The organism is Micromonospora halophytica (assembly GCF_900090245.1).
GTDB lineage: Bacteria > Actinomycetota > Actinomycetes > Mycobacteriales > Micromonosporaceae > Micromonospora > Micromonospora halophytica.
Genome location: NZ_FMDN01000002.1, coordinates 114325 through 134321 on the forward strand (window position 1 = coordinate 114325; position 19997 = coordinate 134321).

A 19997-nucleotide genomic window follows, 5' to 3' on the forward strand; every position below is an offset into this window, starting at 1 on the left:
GCGACCCCCGCAAGGCCAGTGCAGATTGATCACACCTTCCAGACTCTGGGACGTGTAGTCTCGCGCGGTGGATTCCCAGCACCGTGAGTTGTTCGCCCGGTTGGAACGTTTCTACGACGCGGTGCCCCGCGATGCGGCCCGCGGCGAGGAGCACGGCGGCCTCGTCCTGTTCGTCCGGGAAGGGACCGGTTGGCCGTTCTACGCCCGCGCCCGGCTGGACGCCACCGCGCCGCCCTCGCTGGCCGACGTGGCGGCCGTGCGGGAACGCCAGCGGGAGCTGGGCCTGCCGGAGGCCTTCGAGTGGGTGCACGAGACCACCCCGGACCTGCTCGCGGTGGCCCGCGCGGCGGGGCTGGGCGTGCTGGAGGCGCCGCTGATGGTGCTCGACCCGGCCGCCGTGGGCGACCCGGCGACGTTCACCGACGTACCGGTGCGGATGCTGGACCCGGACGCGCCCGGCTTCGCCGCCGACGTGGCGGCCCGCCGCGCGGTCGCCGCGGTGGGCTTCGCCGCCGCCGGCACCGCGCGCGGCGAGGCCGGACCGACCGAGCGGGACGCCGCGGTGACCGAGCTGGACGTGGCCGCGCTGGACGAGGAGCGGGCCCGGATCGCCGACGGGCGCCGCCTGTCGGCGCTGGCCGCAACGACCACCGAGGGCACCCTCGCGAGCGGGATGGCGATGCGGGTCGGCGACGTGGCCGAGATCGCCGGGGTGGCCACCCTGCCGGCCGCCCGCCGCCGGGGCCTGGGCGCGGCGGTCACCGCCACCCTCGCCCGCGAACTGCTCGCGGCCGGCACGGATCTGATCTTCCTCTCCGCCGGCAGCGAGGACATCGCCCGGGTCTACCTGCGCGTCGGGTTCCGCCGCGTCGGCACCGCCTGCATCGCCGAACCCACCGCCCTCATCTGAACGCCGTCCCCCACGCCCACCTCGTTGATCATGAAGTTGTTGCCACCCGCCTCGTGTCGTGACTACAACTTCATGACCAACGACGCGAGGGCGAGACAGCGTGGGGCGGTCAGGGGGTGGGGGTGGGGGGGCGCCACTGGGCGGCCGCCGACGCGGCGCTGGAGAGCAGGCGGGGGTTGATCGTGCCCAGGGCGGCGTCGCGGGCACGCAGCGCCAGCCGGCCACGGGCCTGCAGGACCGCCGACATCCGGCGGGTCTGCCGGACCACGGTGGCCACGCGGGGCCGGCGCAGCCGGTCGTACGCCTGCACGGCGTCGGGCAACCGGGACTCCCGCAGCAACGACGACAGGGTGGCCGCGTCCTCGAAGGCGAGGCAGGCGCCCTGCCCGAGGTGCGGCGGCATGGCGTGCGCCGCGTCGCCGAGCAGCACCACCCCACCCGGCCCGGCCGGGAAGCCGTACACCCGGGGCAGCGGCCGCAGCTCCCGGACCTCCTGCTGGACCAGGTCGGCCGGCTCGGTGGCGTCGAGCAGCTCGCCGACCGGGGCGGGCCAGCCCGCGTACCAGCGTTTGAGCAGGGCGAGCTGGGTCTCCGGCGGCTCGGGGCGGGGCGCGCCGGCGGCGGTGGCCACCCAGTAGATGCCGCCCCGGCGGGACGCGCCGGACGAGCCACGCTCGCCCAGCGAGGCGGCCACGAAGCGGTAGCCGGCCCCCAGCACCTCCCCGCCGAGCGGCTGGTCGGCCGCCAGCCTCGGTGCCCGGTACCAGGGGATCACCGCCCGCCAGCAGGCGGATCCGGAGCTGACCACGGCCGCCTCGGGGGCGAGCTGGCGGCGTACCGCGCTGTCGGTGCCGTCGGCCGCGACCACCAGGTCGGCCTCGACCAGGTGGCGGCCCGCGCCGACCGCCGGGCGCTCGCCGGGGCGGACCCGGACCGTGTCCACGGCCACCCCGGTACGCAGCTCCACCCGGTCGCCGAGACCGGCGATCAGGGCATCGTGCAGGTCCTCCCGGTGCACCACCACCGGCATCCGGTCGGCGGGGGTGGGGCGCGGCTGCACCAGCCAGTGACCGTCGGGGCGGCGTACCCCGCCGTCGGGCAGCGCGGTGGCGATCGCGTCGAGGCCCGCACCGAGGCCCAGGGCGTGCAGCGCACGGACCCCGTTGGGCCAGAGCACCACGGCAGTCGGTTCGGGGCGGACCCGGTCCGCCCGTTCGAGCACGGTGACCTGCCAGCCGGAGCGGGCCAGCGCGCCGGCCACCGCCAGGCCACCGAGCCCGGCCCCGACCACCACCGCGGTACGCATGCCCCGGCCCGCTCAGCTGTCCCGGTCGGCGGGACGGGTGCCGGCTGTGCCGGCCCGGTCGTCCCGCTGCGGTACGTCGTCGTCCGCGTCGTCCGCGGTCGCCGCCGGTTCGTCGGCCGCCGCGGGCGGCCCGGCCGCAGGCTCGTCGGGCACCTCGCCCGTCTCCTGGTACGCCCGGAACTGCTCCTCGCTCACCGTCCGGTAGCCCTCCGGCGCGGCCGCCCGCGCGCCGTGCTCGGCACGGGAGAGGTCGACCTGGGAGACGTCCCCGCCGGGCGGCGGGACCGGGGCGGGGGCGCCGACCGGGATCAGGTACTCGCGGGGGCCACGGACCCGCAGGAAGTAGATCAGCGCGCCGATGAAGACCAGCCCGGCGGTCCAGACGTTGAGCCGTACGCCGAGGATGCGGTTCGCCTCGTCGGTACGCATGATCTCGATCCAGAACCGGCCGGCGGTGTAGCCCATCACGTAGAGCGCGAACGCCCGACCCTTGCCCAGCTTGAGGCGCCGGTCGAGGACGAGCACCAGGGCGGCGACGCCGACGTTCCAGATCGCCTCGTAGAGGAAGGTCGGGTGGTAGAGCCCCGGCAGCAGGATCGGGTTGCCGGCCTCGTCGAGCTGTGCCTGACCCGGGTTGGCGGAGTCCATCTTGTGGACCTCCAGCCCCCAGGGCAGCGTGGTCGGGCCGCCGTAGAGCTCGTTGTTGAACCAGTTGCCGAGCCGGCCGACCGCCTGGGCCAGCGGCAGGCCCGGGGCGAGCGCGTCGGCCACCACGGCGAACGGGATGCCGAGCTGCCGGGCGGCGATCCACGCGCCGACCGCGCCGCCGGCGACCGCGCCCCAGATGCCGAGGCCGCCCTCCCAGATGAAGAACGCCTTCAGTGGCTCGCCCCCGGCGCCGAAGTACTTCTCCGGCGAGGTGATCACGTGGTAGATCCGCGCGCCGATGATGCCGGCCGGGACCGCCCAGACCGCGATGTCGAGCACCGCGCCGGGGGCCACCCCGCGCTGGCGCAGTCGACGTTCGGTGAGCCAGCAGGCCAGCACGATGCCGAGGATGATGCAGAGCGCGTATGCCCGGATCGGCACCGGCCCGAGCTGCCAGACAGCGGTGGTCGGGCTCGGCAGGGCTGCCTGGGGAATCGACGAGGCGAGGGTCACGGGTGCACAGGCTACCGTTGCGGACCGCGTTCGCGGCACCCCCGTCCGCGTGGTGACGCGCGCCGGATGACACCCGGTTCACCGGCCCGTACCCTCTTCGGGTATGACCGGGCTCACCTGGGCGGTCGCGGCGGTCGTGACCGACGACGCCGGCCGGGTGCTGCTCTGCCGGGGTGGGCGGCGGTGGGCCCTGCCCGGCGGGCGGTTGCGCCGCCCGGCGTGCCCGAGCGGCGCGGTGGCCGACGAGGTCCGGCGGGAGACCGGCCGGTCGGTCGAGGTGACCGACCTGGTGGGGATCTACCACCTGACCGATACGCCGTGTGGGCGGCCGGCCGCGTCCGGGTCGCCACGCGACGTGCTGGTGCACGTCTTCCGCGCCCGGGTCCGCACGCGGCACGACGCCGGTCCACCGGCCGGGTACGCGCTGGCCTGGCACCGTCCGGGGGCGTTGCCGGCGGAGGTCACGCCGGTGACCCGGGCCTCGGTGGCCGACGCGCTGGCCGGCCGCTCCGGAGTGCTGCGCGACCTGCGCCCGGAGCCGCCATGATCACGCCCGATCCGGGAAGTGGTGGCCTCGATCGCGCCGTGCGGCCACCGTTTCCCGGATCAAGCGCGATCCTGCAGAGGAGGCGCTCCGGGAGCGGGACAGGGTGGCGCGTCGGCGGCAGCAGAGCGGGGCGGCGCGGCGGCCGTGGGTCGGGCCACGCCCGGGGCGGGACGGCCGGGTGCCGGTCAGTCAGCGGGCGGGGTTGCGCACGCCCTCGGCGAGGTCGGCGCTGAGCGCACGCAGGGCGGCCAGCCCGGCCGCCTGGTCCGAGGCTTCGAGCAGGCAGCGGATCAGGGCGCTGCCCACGATGACGCCGTCGGCGTACCCGGCGACCGTGGCGGCCTGGGCGCCGGTGCCGACGCCGAGCCCGACGCCGACCGGCAGGTCGGTGACCTCACGGACCCGGGAGACCAGGACCGGCGCGGCCTGCGAGGTCTGCGCCCGGGCCCCGGTGACGCCCATGATCGCCGTGGCGTAGACGAAGCCCCGGCAGTGCTCGACGGTCATCTTCAGCCGGGCGTCGGTGGACGACGGCGAGACCAGGAAGGTCCGGTCCAGGCCGTGCGTGTCCGAGGCGGCCAGCCACTCACCGGCCTCCTCGGGGATCAGGTCGGGGGTGATCAGGCCGGTGCCACCGGCGGCGGCGAGGTCGCGGGCGAACGTGTCGACGCCGTACTGCTCGATCGGGTTCCAGTAGGTCATGGTGACCACCTGCGCGCCGGTCGCCGCGACCGCCTCGACGATGCGCAGGGTGTCCGCGGTACGCACGCCGCCGGCCAGGGCGATGTCGCTGGCCCTCTGGATCACCGGCCCGTCCATCACCGGGTCGGAGTACGGGATCTCCACCTCGATGACGTCCACGCCCGCCTCGACCATGGCGGTCATCGCGGCGATGCTGCCCTCGACGGTCGGGAAGCCGGCCGGCATGCAGCCGACCAGCACGGCCCGCCCGTCGGCGCGGGCCTTGTCGAAGGCCACCCCGATCCGGCTCACGATCTCACTGCTCCTTGTCGAGGATGCCGAAGTACTCGCCGGCGGTGTGCACGTCCTTGTCGCCCCGCCCGGAGAGGTTGACCACGATGACCGGCTCCCGGCCCAGTTCCTCGGCGAGCCGGGGGGCGATCGTCAGGGCGCCGGCGAGCGCGTGCGAGCTCTCGATCGCCGGGATGATCCCCTCGGTACGGCAGAGCAGCTCGAACGCGGCCATCGCCTCGGCGTCGGTCACCGGCAGGTAGGTGGCCCGGCCGCTGTCGTGCAGCCAGGCGTGCTCCGGGCCGACGCCGGGGTAGTCCAGGCCGGCCGAGATGGAGTGCGACTCGATCGTCTGGCCGTCGGCGTTCTGCAGCACGTACGTGCGGGTGCCGTGCAGCACGCCGGAGGTGCCGCCGGTGATGCTGGCCGCGTGCCGCCCGGTCTCCACCCCCTCGCCGCCGGCCTCGAAGCCGTACAGCCGCACGCCGGTGTCGGGCACGAAGGCGTGGAAGATGCCCAGCGCGTTGGAGCCGCCGCCGACGCAGGCCGCGACCGCGTCCGGCAGCGCGCCGGTGAGGTCCAGGCACTGCTGGCGAGCCTCCTCGCCGATGCCCCGGACGAAGTCCCGGACCATCTCCGGGAACGGGTGCGGGCCGGCGGCGGTGCCGATCAGGTAGTGGGTGTCGTCGACGTTGGCGACCCAGTCCCGCATCGCCTCGTTCATCGCGTCCTTGAGCGTGCGCGAGCCGGTGGTCACCGGGATCACCGTGGCGCCCAACATCCGCATCCGGGCCACGTTGAGCGCCTGCCGCTCGGTGTCGACCTCACCCATGTAGACCACGCACTCGAGGTCGAACAGGGCGGCGGCGGTGGCGGTGGCCACGCCGTGCTGGCCGGCACCGGTCTCGGCGATGACCCGCTTCTTGCCCATCCGCCTGGTGAGCAGCGCCTGGCCCAGCACGTTGCGCACCTTGTGCGCTCCGGTGTGGTTGAGGTCCTCCCGCTTGAGCAGGATCCGCGCGCCGGCCTTCGCGGAGAACCGGTGGGCCGGGTACAGCAGCGACGGGGTGCCGGCGTAGTCGCGCAGCAGGGCGTCGAACTCGGCGAGGAAGCTCTCGTCGGTCATCGCCTTGCGGTACGCCGCGTCCAGTTCGTCGAGCGCCGCGACCAGCGCCTCCGGCACGAACCGGCCGCCGAAGCGGCCGAAGTGGCCGGCGGCGTCGGGAACCTGACCGGAGGGGGCCGAAACGTCAGCGCTCATGGCGGTGATCCTCTCGCGGTGTCGGGGTCAGCGCACCGGGCGGGGCGTGGCCGGGTGGTTGCCGGCGTTGACCAGTTCGGCGACCGCCTCGCGCGGGCTCTTCTGGGTGACCAGACCCTCCCCGACCAGGACGGCGTCGGCGCCGGCCGAGGCGTACCGGATCAGGTCGTGCGGGCCACGCACGCCGGACTCGGCGATCTTGACGACACTGCTGGGCAGGCCGGGCGCGATCCGCTCGAAGACGGACCGGTCGACCTCCAGGGTACGCAGGTCACGGGCGTTGACCCCGATCACCTGCGCGCCGGCCTCCAGGGCCCGGTCGGCCTCCTCCTCGGTGTGCACCTCGACCAGCGCGGTCATGCCGAGCGACTCGATCCGCTCCAGCAGGCCGACCAGCGCGTTCTGCTCCAGCGCGGCGACGATCAGCAGCACCAGGTCGGCGCCGTGCGCGCGGGCCTCGTGGACCTGGTAGCTGGAGACCACGAAGTCCTTGCGCAGGACCGGGACCTGCACGGCGGCCCGGACGGCGGCCAGGTCGTCGAGCGAGCCGCCGAACCAGCGCCCCTCGGTCAGCACGCTGATCGCCCGGGCACCACCGGAGGCGTACTGGCCGGCGAGGTCGGCCGGGTCGGCGATCTCGGCCAGCCGACCCTTGGACGGCGACGAACGCTTGACCTCGGCGATCACCGCCACCCCGGGCTTGCGCAGGGCCGCGTACGCGTCCAGCGGCGGAGGCGCGGCGGCGGCCAGTTCCCGGATCCGCTCCAGCGGAACCTGTTCCTGTCGCCGCGCGACGTCCTCGCGGACGCCGGCCAGGATCTCGTCGAGCACGCTTCCGGACGCTGCCGGACCGGCCCCGTCCCCCTCCGCGTGCGCATGCTCAGCAGTCACCAACGGACTCCCCTCTCCGGGTGTCATGGGCCGATGCTAGGGGGCGCCACCTGGCGTCAGGTGCCGGGGGTATGGCGCTCCTCACGGATTGGGCTGTGGCATGATGGCCGACTTCCGGTGAACAGTGGATCACGCAGCGCGACCGCGCCCGTCGACCGGCGTCACCTGCGCCCGCCGCGCGGGCACTCCGGACCCATCGACCAACGCCCATGAGCCATGACACCACGTCGGCCCGCCGCGCGCATCACCGCGATTGCCGTCGATGCTGTGACCAAGCTCAAGGATGAACGGCCCTACCGAGGTCGTTCGCCCCGATGGACAGTTGATCCGCTGGTCACCACGGCGAAACGTCAGCCGGGCAGCCTGGGACCAGGGCAGACTCGAAGACGCGCCTGCCGACCGTCGGACTTCTCGTGTGGGGTGACCGCCATGAGCACTACGGGACCGAACCCGACCCTCGACATCACCACCATCTCCCGGACCGTCGCGTCGCTCGCCGTCGGTGTGGTGCACACCCTCGAACGCGCCGTGGTGGGCGAGGGCCGGATGCGTACCGCGCGGGGCAACGCGTGGGAGGCGGTCTGCGCCGACCGGGCCCGCGCCGACCAGCGCGCCGAACTGGACCGCCTCGTCGCCGAGCTGGCCGCCGCGCGCGCGGCCGCCCGGGACCGTCGCGAGGTCCGGCAGCCGGTCAGCTGACCGTCGGATCCTCGCCCCGGTCGAGCGCGTCCCACGCCTCCCGGGTGCCCCGCTCGGTCGCCGGCCGGCCGTCGGGCGCCGCTTCCGGCCGGGTTCGACGCTCGTAGCGGGCGCCCATCGCCGGCCACCGGTCGCCGCGCAGCGCGGTCAGTCCGCCGCCGAGGGCCGCCAGCACCCCGCCGAGCAGACAGAGCGCCGGCCACCGCCGACTCACCTCGCCGTCGAGGCCGGCGGCCAGCCCGTAGCCGCCGCCGGCCGCCACGGCCAGGCCGAGCAACGCCAGCAGCGCGCCGAGCAGCCGCCGGAGGCGGGCCCGGGTGGCCAGCACCGCGCCACCGCCGGCCAGCGCGACCAGCGCCAGCGCCGACAGCCAGGGCAGCAGGTCCGCCCCGGAGCGGTCCTGCCGGGTCGCCGGCAGCGATCCCCGGGGGGTGACCTCCACCGACCAGGTTCGGGTCGCCGCCCAGAAGGCCAGACCCGCGCCGGCCAGGCAGAGCAGCACCGCGTACGTCAGCTCGCGCCGGCGGCGGGCGGGAGCACCGCCGGGCGGAGCGGACGGACCGGCGGCGGGAGTGGCCGACGCGCTCACCGGGCCGGCCGCAGGGTCTCGGCGGCGGCGATGGCGGCGAGCACGGCGGCGGCCTTGTCCCGGGTCTCCCGGTCCTCGGCGACCGGATCGGAATCGGCCACCACCCCCGCGCCGGCCTGCACGTACGCCCGCCCGTCACGGATCAGCGCGGTCCGGATGGCGATCGCCATGTCCAGGTCGCCGCCGAAGCCGAAGTACCCGACCGTGCCGCCGTAGAGGCCACGCCGTACCGGCTCCAACTCCTCGATGATCTCCATGGCGCGCACCTTCGGTGCGCCGGAGAGCGTGCCGGCCGGGAAGGTCGCGGCGAGCGCGTCGAAGGCGGTCCGGTCCGCGCGCAGCGTGCCCACCACCGTGGAGACGATGTGCATGACGTGGCTGTACCGCTCGACGGTGGCGAACTCGGGCACCTGCACGGTGCCGGCCCGGCAGACCCGGCCCAGGTCGTTGCGGCCCAGGTCGACCAGCATCACGTGCTCGGAGCGCTCCTTCGGGTCGGCGAGCAGCTCGGCGGCGAGCCGGGCGTCGGCGTCCGGGGTGGCGCCACGCGGGCGGGTGCCGGCGATCGGGTGCAGCAGCGCCCGCCGCTCGCCGTCCGCCCCGGCGGTGACCTTGAGGTGCGCCTCCGGGGACGAGCCGACGATGTCGAAGCCGTCGAAGCGCAGCAGGTACATGTACGGGCTGGGGTTGGTGGTGCGCAGCACCCGGTAGACGTCCAGCGGGTCGGCGTGGGTGTCCCGCTCGAAGCGCTGGGCCAGCACGATCTGGAAGCACTCGCCGGCCCGGATCGCCTCCTTGGCCTCGTCGACGGCCTTGCGGTAGCCGCCCTCGGGCGTCCGGCTGACCACCTCGCCGGCCGGTGGGCGGTCGACCGTCGAGATCATGGGTGGAATCGGTCGGGACAGCGCGGTGGTCATCGCGTCCAGCCGCCCCACCGCGTGGTGGTACGCCGCCGTGACGGCGCGCTCCCGGTCCGGGTCGTCCAGCGGGGGCAGCACCGCGTTCGCGACCAGGATCGCCGAGCCGTCGTAGTGGTCGAGCACCACCAGGTCGGTGGCGAGCATCATGCCCAGCTCCGGCACCCCGAGGTCGTCCTCGGTCAGCTCGGGCAGCCGCTCGAACCGCCGGATCAGGTCGTACCCGAGGTAGCCGACCATGCCGCCGGTCAGCGGCGGCAGTGCGCCGCCCGGGTCCTGGACCGGGCCGGCGAGCGCCTCGACGGTCTCCCGCAGCACCCGCACCGGGTCGCCGGAGATCGGCACGCCGGCCGGCGGGGTGCCGGTCCAGCCGGCCACCCCGTCCCGCTCGACCAGGGTGGCGCTGCTGCGCACCCCGATGAACGAGTACCGGGACCAGGCCGTCCCGGCCGAGCCCACGCCCTGCTCGGCGGACTCCAGCAGGAAGGTGCCCGGGCCGCCGGCGAGCTTGCGGTAGACGCCGACCGGCGTCTCCGCGTCGGCCAGCAGCCGCCGGGTCACCGGCACCACGCGCCACCGGGCGGCCAGCTCGGTGAAGGCGCCGAGGTCCGGGCTGAGCGTGCCGTCGGTCATCGCTGGGCCTGCCTTTCGTTCGCGACCACGGGGCTGCGCCGCGCCGCACTCCTCGCGCTCACCGGGGGCCGGCTCCCTCGGCGGTGACCGGCAGTTCGGTGAAGAAGCAGGTGCGCTCGCCGGTGTGGCAGGCGGCGCCGACCTGCTCGACGCTGACCAGCAGCGCGTCGCCGTCGCAGTCGAGGGCCACCGAGCGGACGTACTGGTGGTGGCCGGAGGTGGCGCCCTTGACCCAGTACTCCTGGCGGCTGCGTGACCAGTAGGTCGCCCGGCCGGTGGTCAGCGTGCGGTGCAGCGCCTCGTCGTCCATCCAGGCGACCATCAGCACCTCACCGGTGTCGTGCTGGCGGACGACGGCAGCCACCAGGCCGTCCGGGGTGCGGCGCAGCCGGGCGGCGATGGCCGGGTCGAGGCGGGAGGGGCGGACCGGCTCGGCGGGGCCGCCGTCGGTCACGGGGGACTCGGGTACGGGCACAGTGAGCCATTGTCCCGTACGGGGGGCGGGCACCTGCGAGCCGTCCCCGCCCCGGCGGGCCGCCCGGCCGAGCTGCGCGACGTAGCGGTCCAACCGGCCGTCGACGAGCGCGGCCGCCAGGTCCGGCCCGGCGACCTCGGCGATCCGGTCGGCGTACGGACGCACCAGCGGGACGACCCCGGCCACCAGGCGGGCGGCGGCGGCGCCGAGCTGGCCGACGGATCCGGGGCGCAGTCCGAGGCAGAGCAGCATGTCGTCCCGGTAGCCGGCCGGGGCGACCGGCAGCGCGAGGGCGGCGGTGAAGGCGCCCCGGCGGGAGACGACCCGTACGCCCGGGTTGGCCGGGCGCAGCACCGAGGGGCAGAGCCGGGCCAGGTCGGCGGCGGCCAGCCGGACCCCGAGGTGGTCGTCGACGGATCGGGCGGAGGCCACCTTGCCCAGCGTGGCGACCAGTTCCTCCAGCCGGGGCTGGTCGGCCGGCTGGCAGAGCACCGGCAGGTCGATCCGGGTCCGCCAGTCCTTCTCGGCCCAGAGCAGCCGGGCCGGCGCGGCGACCGGCAGGCCGAACGCCCAGTCGGCCGGCTCGCCGAGCCGGTCGATCCAGGACCGCACGTCGCGGGCGGCGACCGACAGGTGCACCAACCGGCCGTCCACCTCGGCGAGGTACGCCTGCCGGACGGCGTACGGGATGGCGTCGGGTCGGCCCGTCCCGCCCTGGGTCGGGACGGGCCGGTGGTCGTCGACGAGTACGTCGAGGTCGACATCGCTGTGCACGGTGGCGCCCCGTCGGGCGTGGCTCCCGCGCAGCAGGATGCCGACGACGGGCCGCTCGGCGGCCTCGCGCAGCCGGGTCGCCCAGTCGTCGAGGAAACCGCCCTTCGGCAACGGAGCGTGATCCACTTCGCCATCGTGCCGCACGTCCGATCAGGCCGCAATGCCCGTTGACGGACCCGGTGTCCGCTCCGAAGGCTAGTGCCCGACCGTTCGCATTCCTGCCTCGGGGCACCTTTCGCCGGTCCCACCCGGGCAGCCGCCTCGCCCACGGAGAGGCCTCTCTCCCGAGTGCCGGGTCCACGCGCCGCAGGCCTCCGGTTCGAGTGCGCTCGAAGTCGCTCGTTGCGCGCGGGCAGGCAACTCATCTAGCGTTGAGTTCAACACTCGGTGAGTTTTTCGGGAGGTGGGCGATGGACGACGCGATAACGGTCCGCGACCTGGTCGTGGACCGTGGCCGGCGGCGGGTCCTCGACGGGATCAGCTGCGCGGTGCCGCGCGGTGCGGTCACCGGACTGCTCGGACCCAGCGGCAGCGGCAAGACCACCCTGATGCGGGCGGTGGTCGGGGTGCAGACGATCGCCACCGGCACCGTCACCGTGCTCGGCGCACCCGCCGGCACGGCGCAGCTGCGGCACCGGGTGGGCTACCTCACCCAGGCGCCGAGCGTCTACGCCGACCTGACCGTGCGGGAGAACGCCCGCTACTTCGCCGCGCTGCACGGCCGGCGCGCGGCCGACGCCGACCGGGCCGTCGCCGACGTCGGGCTGGCCGGGGCGGCCACCCAGCTCGTCGGCACCCTCTCCGGCGGGCAGCGCAGCCGCGCCTCACTGGCCTGCGCCCTGGTCGGCGAGCCGGAACTGGTCGTCCTCGACGAGCCGACCGTCGGCCAGGACCCGGTGTTGCGGGCCGACCTGTGGGCCCGGTTCCACGCCATGGCGGCGACCGGGACGACCCTGCTGGTCTCCAGCCACGTGATGGACGAGGCGGCCCGCTGCGACCGGCTGCTGCTGATCCGCCAGGGCCGACTGATCGCCGACGAGACCCCGGACGCCATCCGCGCGCACACCGGCGTCGACGACCTGGAGGAGGCGTTCCTCCGGTTGATCCGCGAGAGCGAGACGGGCCACCGGCCCACCGGGGAGGAATCATGAGCGCGAGGATCCTGGCCGTCACCACCGGGCGCATCCTGCGCCAACTGCGGCACGACCGGCGTACCGTGGCGCTGCTCGTGGTGGTGCCGACGGTGCTGCTCACCCTGGTCTACTTCATGTACGTCGACCAGCCCGCCCCACCCGGGCAGCCGTCGCTCTTCGACCGGGTGGCCCTGGTGATGCTCGGCTTCTTCCCGTTCATCATCATGTTCCTGGTGACCAGCATCGCGATGCTCCGCGAGCGCACCACCGGGACGCTGGAGCGCCTGCTCACCACCCCGTTGGGCAAGCTCGACCTGCTCTTCGGGTACGGCATCGCGTTCGGCCTGGCCGGCGCGGTGCAGGCCACCATCGCCTCGGCGGCGGCGTACTGGCTGTTCGGCCTGAACACCGCCGGCAGCGTCTGGCTGGTCGTCATGATCGCCGCGGTGAACGCGGTGCTGGCGGTCGCGCTCGGGCTGCTGTGCAGTGCCTTCGCCCGCACCGAGTTCCAGGCGGTGCAGTTCATGCCGGTGGTGGTGCTGCCGCAGCTGCTGCTCTGCGGCCTGTTCGTGCCGCGCGGGGAGATGGCCGGCTGGCTCCAGGTGGTCAGCGACGCCTTCCCCCTGTCGTACGCGGTGGAGGCCCTGCAGGAGGTCGGCGTGCACGCCGAACCGACCGGCACGATGTGGCGGGACGTGGCGATCGTGGCCGGTTCGGCCGTGGTGGCCCTGGTGCTGGCGGCGGCGACCCTGCGCAGGCGCAACGGATGACACCGCGGCGCACCGGGCGACGCCCCGGCAACCCCGACACCCGGGACGCGATCCTCGCGGCGGCCCGCACGGCCTTCGCCGAGCGCGGGTTCGACGCGACCTCGATCCGGGTGATCGCGGCGGCCGCGGGCGTCGACCCGGCGCTGGTGCACCACTACTTCGGCAGCAAGGACCAGCTCTTCCGGGCCACCGTCGACATCCCGGTCGACCCGGCGGAGCTGCTCCCCGCCGTGCTGGCCGGTGCGCCGGACGAGGTGGGCGACCGGCTGATCCGGTTGTTCATCGGGGTGTGGGACTCACCGGCCGGCGCGGCGGCCGTGGCCCTGCTCCGCTCGGCGGCCAACAATGAGTGGACGGCCCGACTGATGCGCGAGTTCCTGGTCACCCAGGTGCTGCGCCGGGTCCTCGACCACCTGGACATCGCGCCGGCCGAGCTGCCGCTGCGCGGCTCACTGGTGGCCAGCCAGATGATCGGCCTGGCGATGATGCGCTACGTGATCCGGCTGGAGCCGGTCGCCTCCGCCGAGCCGGAGATCCTGGTGGCGGCGCTCGGCCCGACCGTGCAGCGCTACCTCACCGGCGACCTGGGCTAACCGGCCGGCCGGGGTCCGGGCGAGTGACCGCCGGGCGGGGGCGGAGCATCGGGTGCAGCAGCCGGGACAGCTCCGCCGGGTCGGTGAGGTCGGCCAGCAGCGCGACGGCGCGCCCGCGGCCGGGGGCAGGTCGAGCACGTCCAGCACCACGGCGATGCCCTCGGCGGGGCTCGGTCCCACGGGGCCACCTCCAACACAGGTTAGGCCTACCTAACTCGCCCCCTAGGGCAATCAGGCGGGTACGTCCACCGCGAACTGTCCCTCGCCCGGGCCCACACGCCCAACCTGGTGCAGGAGCCGGTGACGCACTGTGCTGATGACCGTCGGTAACCGCAGCGGAGGAGGTCGCCGTAGTGGTCAGCGTCCTTTGCTCTGCTGCCACCGACGCACCACCGCGCTCACCAGGTAATTCGCCGCCCAGTTTCTGCGGCGGCGGGCAACGAGCCGCCACGTTCGGTGGTTGGCGCGTCCGTGGGTGCAGAGCAAAGGGTCCCGGGCGGGGGTGGCAAGGCGAACCACACCGGCACGTACGGTGACCGCCGGCCCCACCACCGCGCTCCCGCAGCCGGCGCGCCAGGGATACCCCGCCCAGGTCAGCGGGAGCAGGTCCGGCCGCTCAGCGGGTCTGCTCCAGCCAGGAGGCGTAGAGCAGGCCGTAGACCGAGTCCGGGTCGCGGACCAGCTCGTCGTGCGGCCCGCGCTGCACGATCCGCCCCCGGTCCACCACGATCACCTCGTCGGCGGCCTGGGCGGTGGAGAGCCGGTGCGCGATGGCCAGGGTGGTCCGGCCCCGGGTGACCGCGTCCAGGGTGCGTTGCAGGCGCACCTCGGTGGCCGGGTCGACGGCGCTGGTGGCCTCGTCGAGCACCAGCAGGTCCGGGTCGGCCACGTACGCCCGGGCGAGCGCGACGAGCTGCCGCTCCCCCACGCTCAGCGCCTCGCCCCGCTCGCCGACCGGAGTGTCCAGGCCCGACGGCAGCCCGTCCAGCCAGTCGGCCAGCCCCAGCTCGGTGAAGGCGACGGTGAGCTGCTCGTCGGTCAGCTCGGGCCGGGCGAAGCGGACGTTCTCCCCGACCGTGGCGTCGAAGAGGAAACCGTCCTGCGGCACCATCACCACCCGGGACCGCAACGAGGAGAAGCGCACCCGGTCCAGCGGCACCCCGGAGAGCAGGACCGTGCCCTCGGTCGGGTCCATCAACCGGGTCAGCAGCTTCGCGAAGGTGGTCTTGCCGCTGCCGGTCTCACCGACCACCGCGACCCGACTCTTCGCCGGGATGTCCAGGGTCACGTCGTGCAGCACCGGCGGAGAACCCGGGTAGGCGAAGCTCACCCCGGCGAACCGGATGTCCAGCGGGCCGTCCGGCAGCTCCCGCCCCTGCTCCCCGGGGTCGGCCACGTCCGGCGCGACGTCGAGCACGTCGAGCACCCGCCGCCAGCCGGCGATCGCGTTCTGCGCCTCGTTGAGCACCTCGGTGGCGATCTGCACCGGCTGGATGAAGAGCGTCACCAGAAACAGGAACGCGGTCAGCTGGCCCACCGACAGCGAGCCGTCCACCCCGAGCAGCACCCCGAGCACCACCACCCCGGCGAGCGCCACCCCGGCGGCCAGTTCCCCGACGGAGCTGCCCATGATGCTGATCCGGATGGCCCGCTGCTGGGCCGTACGCTGGGCGTCGATCGCGTCGTCCAGCCGCCGGGAGGTCCGCCCGGCAATCCCGTACGCGCGGATCACCGGGGCCCCGACGACGCTCTCGGCGATGGTGCCGAGCAGGGCGCCCGTCCGCTGCCGGACCACCCCGTACGCCGCGCCGAGCCGGCGTTGCAGCGCCCGGATCACCAGCACCGCCGGAGCGAAGGCGACGATCACCACGAGGGTCAGCCGCCACGAGTACGCCAGCATGACGGCGGTGGTGACCACGAGCTGCCCGAGGTTGACGATCAGGATCACGCCACCCCACTGGAGGAACTGGGTGATCTGGTCGACGTCGCTGGTGACCCGGGAGACCAGCGAACCGCGCCGCTCGGACTGCTGGTGCAGCATCGACAGGTCGTGCACGTGCCGGAACGCCCGGGTGCGGACGTTGGCCAGCGCGGTCTCGCTGACCGTGAACAGCCGGCGCATCATCAGGTAGCCGCAGATGGTGGTGACCACCAGCACCGCGGCGGTGGCGACCGCCACCGCGCCGACCACGCCGAGATCCGGGCCGCCGGCGACGGTCAGGCCGTCGTCGATGCCCCGTTGCACCGCCACCGGTACGGCCACCCGGCCCACCATGTAGACCAGGGCCAGGGCCAACGTTCCGGCGAGGCCGACGCGCAACTCCGGGGAGAGCGCGAGCCCACGGCGCATCGTCCGCCAGGCGGACTCGGTGGCCTCCGGCCGCTGCGGCTCACCACTGGTCACCGGTGCCACTCTCCGTTCGCGACTGCGGGGCTCCGCTCCGCTGCACTCCTCGCGCTCACCGGTCCACCTCGATCTCCAGGCCGGAGGCCAGCGGGGTGACCTCTTCGTACGTCCGGGTCTGCTCGCGTTCCCGCTCGGCCTGCTCGTACGCGGTGACCAGGTCGGCGTACCCGGGCACGGTGGCGAGCAGCTCGCGGTGCGTGCCCCGGGCCAGCACCCGCCCCTGCTCCAGGTAGATCACCTCGTCGGCGAGCGCGATGGTCGCCCGGCGGTAGGCGACCACCAGGATCGAGGCGGCGGCGCCCTGCCCGCCGGCCGGGGCGCGCAGACCGGCCAGGATGGCCGCCTCCACCCGCGGGTCGACCGCGCTGGTCGCGTCGTCGAGGACCAGCAGCCGGGGCCGCCCGGCGAGCGCGCGGGCCAGGGTGAGGCGTTGCCGCTGCCCGCCGGAGAGCGAGGTGCCCCGTTCACCGACGAGGGTGTCCAGCCCGTCGGGGAGCGCGGCGACGAAACCGTCCGCCTCGGCCAGCCGCAGCGCCGCCCAGACGTCGTCGTCGCCGATGCCCGGCCGGTCCAGGGTGATGTTGGCCCGGACGGTGTCGTCGAAGACGAACGGCACCTGGGCGACCAGGGCGACCGTGGAGGTGAGCGACTCGGCGCTCAGGTCGCGGACGTCCACGCCGTCCAGGGTGACCGTGCCGGCGCGCGGATCGACCAGGCGTACCGCCAGCGAGGCGACCGTCGACTTGCCGGCGCCCGTCGGCCCGACCAGGGCGACCGTCTTCCCGGCCGGCACGGTGAAGGAGACCTCGCCGAGGACCGCGACACCGGGCAGGTGCGCCTCGGCCGGCTCGTAGGCGAAGTGCACGTCGTGGAAGGCCAGCGAGGCCGGCGCCGGCGGGTCCGGGTCGAGCCGGCGGTCGCCGTACGGCATCTCGCCGGTGGCGTCCAGGACCCGGCGGACCCGGTCCCAGCCGGCGACGCTGCGCGGCAGCTCGGCCAGCACCCAGCCGATGGCCCGCACCGGGAAGGCCAGGACGGTGAAGAGGAAGGCGACGCTGACCAGCTCGGTGACGCCGATCGCACCGTGGCGCAGCCGGACCGCGCCGACCACCAGCACGGCCAGGGTGCCGAGACTGGGCAGCGTCTCCAGCAGCGGATCGAAGACGCCGCGCAGCCGGCCGACGGAGATCAGCGCGTCACGCAGCTCACCGGCGCGGGCGGAGAAGCGGACCGTCTCCTGGGCCTCGCGGCCCATCGTCTTGACCACCAGCGCGCCGTCGAAGCTCTCGTGGGCGATGCCGCTGACCTCGGCGCGCAACCGCTGCGCGCGGGCCTGCCGGGGCGCCATCCGCCGGGAGTAGACCACGTTGAGCGCGAAGAGCGCCGGGAACACGGCCAGCCCGACCAGGGCCAGCGCCCAGTCGGTGAGAAAGAGCGAGGCGATCGCGCCGACCAGCATCACCAGCGTGCCGACCGCGAAGGGCAGCGGGGCGATCGGGTACCAGGCCGCCTCGACGTCGGAGTTGGCGTTGGACAGCAGCGTCCCGGTGGCGTTGCGCTGGTGCCAGGCCAGCGGCAGGTCGAGGTAGCGGCGGGTGACCCGGCGCCGGTAGGCCGCCTGGAGGCGGTACTGCATGTAGCCGGCGCCGAGGCGACGGCCGAAGATGGCGACCACCCGCAGCACGCTGATGCCGAACAACGCCGCCGCGGCCAGGGCGAGCGCGCCGACCGCGACGGAGCCGTCGGCGATCGACGGCACCACCACCTCGCCGACCACCGCGCCCACCACGTACGCGCTGGCGATCACCATGACGCCGAAGAGCACACTGCTGGTCACCGCCACCGCGAAGATCCGTGGCTGTTCCCGGATCGCCCGGCCGAGGACCGCCAGCCCTCGCCCGAGCACGTCCCGACTCGTCCTGCCCGCCACGCTCTCCCCCGCCGTGAGCCACCTCGTGTCTGTTCATCCTTACCGGTCCGCGCCGGCTGCGCCGACCCGGAACGGGTATGTCCGCCGTCACGTCCGTACCGTCGCGTCCGATCCCCGCCCGGTGCCGCGCGCTCGACGGGCCGATGCGGGCAGGGCGGCCTACCATCCCTCTCATGCCGCGGTACGCCCGATCGGAGCGCGAGGCGCTCGCCGATCTCATGTTGGAACTGGGCCCGGACGCACCGACGCTCAACGAGGGGTGGACGACCCGTGACCTCGCCGCGCACCTCGTGGTACGGGAGCGTCGGCCGGACGCCGCCGGCGGCATCGTGCTGCCGCCGCTGCGGGGGTACGGCGAGCGGGTCCGCCTGCGCGTCGCGGCGCTGCCCTGGGCGGACCTGGTCGGGCGGGTACGCCGGCCGCCGCTGTGGAGCCCGCTGAGCAACCCGCTCACCGACGAGCTCGCCAACACCCTGGAGTTCTTCATCCATCACGAGGACGTCCGGCGGGCCCGGTCGGGGTGGCTGCCGCGGAACCTGCCGGCCGGGCTGCAGGGCCGGCTGTGGAAGCCGGCGGGGCTGCTGGCGCGTCGGGCGCTGCGCCGGTTCCCGGCCGACGTGCTGGTGCAGGCCCCCGGGTACGGCGAGCTGACCGTGGGCCGCGGCGGTGACCGGCTGCGGCTGGTGGGCGCCCCGGGCGAACTGGCGCTCTTCCTCTCCGGCCGGCAGCGGGTGGCCCGGGTGCAGATCGACGGCCCCACCGCCCCGGCCGACCGGCTCCGCACCGCCCGATTCGGCTTCTGACCCGACCCGGCGATCACGCCGAGTACCCGACGGATGACGTCGCGCCAACAGTTCGCGCCATGTGCGGAATCGGTCACGGGTCCTCGCGACCCTCCTTCCGTACACACTGATCCCCACCGATGCATTTTCCGTACCCTCTGGCACGCGTCGGCCGACCCGGCCGGCCGGACAGGGGGCCACCATGCGGAGCACGGCCGTGTCGGCACTGCACGAGCCGCCCTTCCCCGCGCGTCGACACCCGGACACCGACGAGGTGGCCACCCAGAGCCTCGACTGGGCCCGCCGGCTGGGCCTGGTCGACGACGGCCCCCGGTGGCGCCGGCTGCGCCGTGCCGCCGCCGCCGAACTCGTCGGCCGGGCCTGCCCGCAGGCGCCGACCGACCGGCTCCGGCTCCTGGCCGACCTGGTCACCTGGCTGTTCGTCATGGACGACGCCTGCGACGAGGACGGCCTCGGCGCGCAGCCGACCCGGCTCGCCCCGACGGTCGGCGCCCTGCTGGACGTGCTCGACCGGCTCGGCGACCCGGGCGCGCCGACGCCGCCCGACGCCGGCCCGCTCGGCATGGCGCTGCACGACGTCTGCCGGCGGGTCCGCGACCAGGGCTGTCCCGCCCTGCTGCTGCGGCTGGTCAGCCAACTGCGGGAGTACCTGCTCGCCCTGCTCTGGGAGGCGGCCAACCGGGAGCACCGGCGGGTGCCCGACCTGGCGGAGTACGTGCAGATGCGGCGGCACACCGGCGGCGCCCGCCCCAGCATGACGCTCACCGACCTCGCGTACGACGGGTTGCCCACGGCCCGGCGGCGGGTCGACCCGGAGGTGTTCGCCCTCGACGACCTCTCCGCCGACCTGGTCTGCTGGTGCAACGACCTGTTCTCGCACCGCAAGGAGCGACGCGTCGAGGCCGACGCGCAGAACCTGGTGACGGTGATCGCGGCGCAGCACGGCCTGGACTCCGACGCCGCCTTCCGCGCGGCGGCCGACCGGTTCAACGACGCCCTGGCCCACTATCTGGACCGGGAGGCGACCCTCGCCGGGGATCCGTCGCTCGCGCCGTTCCTCGCCGTCCGCCGGGCCTGGATCCGCGCCACCTACGACTGGTCACTGCGGGCGACCCGGTACGACTGACCGGTCCACCTCGCGGGACTCAGCCGGCTCACAGGCTCGGGGGGTAGCCGACGCCCGGGTGCAGGCAATACTCTTCGGTAACCGCAGAGCGCGTGACCCC

General features: G+C 74.7%; 18 protein-coding genes and 1 pseudogene. 8 read left to right on the forward strand and 11 right to left on the reverse strand.

Annotation, left to right across the window (positions count from 1 at the left end; all coding sequences use genetic code 11):
* Window positions 1-67 precede the first annotated feature (67 nt).
* Complete coding sequence (locus tag GA0070560_RS03170; protein WP_091291147.1) at window positions 68-910, forward strand: GNAT family N-acetyltransferase; 843 nt, start codon at window positions 68-70, stop codon at window positions 908-910.
* Window positions 911-1019: 109 nt separating this feature from the next.
* Here the strand turns inward: GA0070560_RS03170 and GA0070560_RS03175 are convergent, their stop codons facing one another.
* Together GA0070560_RS03175 and lgt are read right to left on the reverse strand one after the other, a co-directional pair.
* Window positions 1020-2216, reverse strand: a complete 1197-nt coding sequence (locus tag GA0070560_RS03175) for an FAD-dependent oxidoreductase (RefSeq protein ID WP_091291149.1) — start codon at window positions 2214-2216, stop codon at window positions 1020-1022.
* A 12-nt stretch (window positions 2217-2228) separates the two neighbouring features.
* The gene (gene lgt / locus GA0070560_RS03180; protein WP_091291151.1) at window positions 2229-3377 is read right to left on the reverse strand and encodes a prolipoprotein diacylglyceryl transferase; all 1149 of its coding nucleotides are present in this window, start codon (window positions 3375-3377) and stop codon (window positions 2229-2231) included.
* Window positions 3378-3480: 103 nt separating this feature from the next.
* Between lgt and GA0070560_RS03185 the strand changes: the two genes are divergently transcribed.
* Window positions 3481-3924, forward strand: a complete 444-nt coding sequence (locus GA0070560_RS03185) for an NUDIX hydrolase (protein WP_091291153.1) — start codon at window positions 3481-3483, stop codon at window positions 3922-3924.
* 189 nt (window positions 3925-4113) lie between these two features.
* Here the strand turns inward: GA0070560_RS03185 and trpA are convergent, their stop codons facing one another.
* From trpA to trpC, 3 genes are read right to left on the reverse strand one after another with little or no spacing between them, the layout of a single operon-like run.
* On the reverse strand, window positions 4114-4917 hold the full coding sequence (gene trpA / locus GA0070560_RS03190) for a tryptophan synthase subunit alpha (RefSeq protein ID WP_091291155.1): 804 nt from the start codon (window positions 4915-4917) through the stop codon (window positions 4114-4116).
* Between the two features lie 4 nt (window positions 4918-4921).
* Window positions 4922-6157: a tryptophan synthase subunit beta gene (trpB, locus tag GA0070560_RS03195; RefSeq protein ID WP_091291157.1), complete on the reverse strand. Its 1236-nt coding sequence runs from the start codon at window positions 6155-6157 to the stop codon at window positions 4922-4924.
* Between the two features lie 27 nt (window positions 6158-6184).
* A complete protein-coding gene (gene trpC / locus GA0070560_RS03200; RefSeq protein WP_170839284.1) occupies window positions 6185-6988 on the reverse strand; it encodes an indole-3-glycerol phosphate synthase TrpC in 804 nt (267 codons plus the stop codon).
* Between the two features lie 489 nt (window positions 6989-7477).
* Here trpC and GA0070560_RS03205 point away from each other — a divergent pair, with 489 nt between their 5' ends.
* The gene (locus tag GA0070560_RS03205; RefSeq protein WP_091291891.1) at window positions 7478-7747 is read left to right on the forward strand and encodes a hypothetical protein; all 270 of its coding nucleotides are present in this window, start codon (window positions 7478-7480) and stop codon (window positions 7745-7747) included.
* Here GA0070560_RS03205 and GA0070560_RS03210 read toward each other — a convergent pair.
* The 4 genes and pseudogenes from GA0070560_RS03210 to GA0070560_RS29875 form a co-directional block, all read right to left on the reverse strand.
* Window positions 7740-8336 carry a Trp biosynthesis-associated membrane protein gene (locus GA0070560_RS03210; RefSeq protein ID WP_091291161.1) on the reverse strand — a complete coding sequence of 199 codons (597 nt, stop codon included), beginning with the start codon at window positions 8334-8336 and terminating at the stop codon, window positions 7740-7742. The two genes, GA0070560_RS03205 and GA0070560_RS03210, sit on opposite strands and share 8 nt — an antisense overlap.
* Window positions 8333-9886, reverse strand: a complete 1554-nt coding sequence (locus GA0070560_RS03215; protein WP_091291163.1) for an anthranilate synthase component I — start codon at window positions 9884-9886, stop codon at window positions 8333-8335. The genes GA0070560_RS03210 and GA0070560_RS03215 overlap by 4 nt, the downstream gene beginning before the upstream one ends.
* 58 nt (window positions 9887-9944) lie before the next feature.
* Window positions 9945-10361: a phosphoribosyl-AMP cyclohydrolase gene (hisI, locus tag GA0070560_RS29270; protein ID WP_425412600.1), complete on the reverse strand. Its 417-nt coding sequence runs from the start codon at window positions 10359-10361 to the stop codon at window positions 9945-9947.
* A 189-nt stretch (window positions 10362-10550) separates the two neighbouring features.
* Window positions 10551-11279 (reverse strand): annotated as a pseudogene (locus tag GA0070560_RS29875) (phosphoribosyl-AMP cyclohydrolase); the annotation flags it as partial.
* Window positions 11280-11545: 266 nt separating this feature from the next.
* Between GA0070560_RS29875 and GA0070560_RS03225 the strand changes: the two are divergent.
* From GA0070560_RS03225 to GA0070560_RS03235, 3 genes are read left to right on the forward strand one after another with little or no spacing between them, the layout of a single operon-like run.
* Complete coding sequence (locus GA0070560_RS03225) at window positions 11546-12286, forward strand: ABC transporter ATP-binding protein (protein WP_091291167.1); 741 nt, start codon at window positions 11546-11548, stop codon at window positions 12284-12286.
* A complete protein-coding gene (locus tag GA0070560_RS03230) occupies window positions 12283-13038 on the forward strand; it encodes an ABC transporter permease (RefSeq protein ID WP_091291169.1) in 756 nt (251 codons plus the stop codon). Before GA0070560_RS03225 ends, GA0070560_RS03230 begins: the two co-directional genes overlap by 4 nt.
* Window positions 13035-13631, forward strand: coding sequence for a TetR/AcrR family transcriptional regulator (locus tag GA0070560_RS03235; RefSeq protein WP_091291171.1), 597 nt, complete (start codon window positions 13035-13037; stop codon window positions 13629-13631). The genes GA0070560_RS03230 and GA0070560_RS03235 overlap by 4 nt, the downstream gene beginning before the upstream one ends.
* A gap of 616 nt (window positions 13632-14247) precedes the next feature.
* Here GA0070560_RS03235 and GA0070560_RS03240 read toward each other — a convergent pair.
* Both GA0070560_RS03240 and GA0070560_RS03245 read right to left on the reverse strand, forming a co-directional pair.
* Window positions 14248-15981 carry an ABC transporter ATP-binding protein gene (locus GA0070560_RS03240; protein WP_091291893.1) on the reverse strand — a complete coding sequence of 578 codons (1734 nt, stop codon included), beginning with the start codon at window positions 15979-15981 and terminating at the stop codon, window positions 14248-14250.
* 109 nt (window positions 15982-16090) lie between these two features.
* A complete protein-coding gene (locus GA0070560_RS03245) occupies window positions 16091-17968 on the reverse strand; it encodes an ABC transporter ATP-binding protein (RefSeq protein ID WP_091291173.1) in 1878 nt (625 codons plus the stop codon).
* A 173-nt stretch (window positions 17969-18141) separates the two neighbouring features.
* Between GA0070560_RS03245 and GA0070560_RS03250 the strand changes: the two genes are divergently transcribed.
* Both GA0070560_RS03250 and GA0070560_RS03255 read left to right on the forward strand, forming a co-directional pair.
* Window positions 18142-18771, forward strand: coding sequence for a TIGR03085 family metal-binding protein (locus tag GA0070560_RS03250; protein ID WP_091291175.1), 630 nt, complete (start codon window positions 18142-18144; stop codon window positions 18769-18771).
* 181 nt (window positions 18772-18952) lie between these two features.
* On the forward strand, window positions 18953-19897 hold the full coding sequence (locus GA0070560_RS03255) for a terpene synthase family protein (protein WP_091291176.1): 945 nt from the start codon (window positions 18953-18955) through the stop codon (window positions 19895-19897).
* The last annotated feature ends 100 nt before the right edge of the window (window positions 19898-19997 follow it).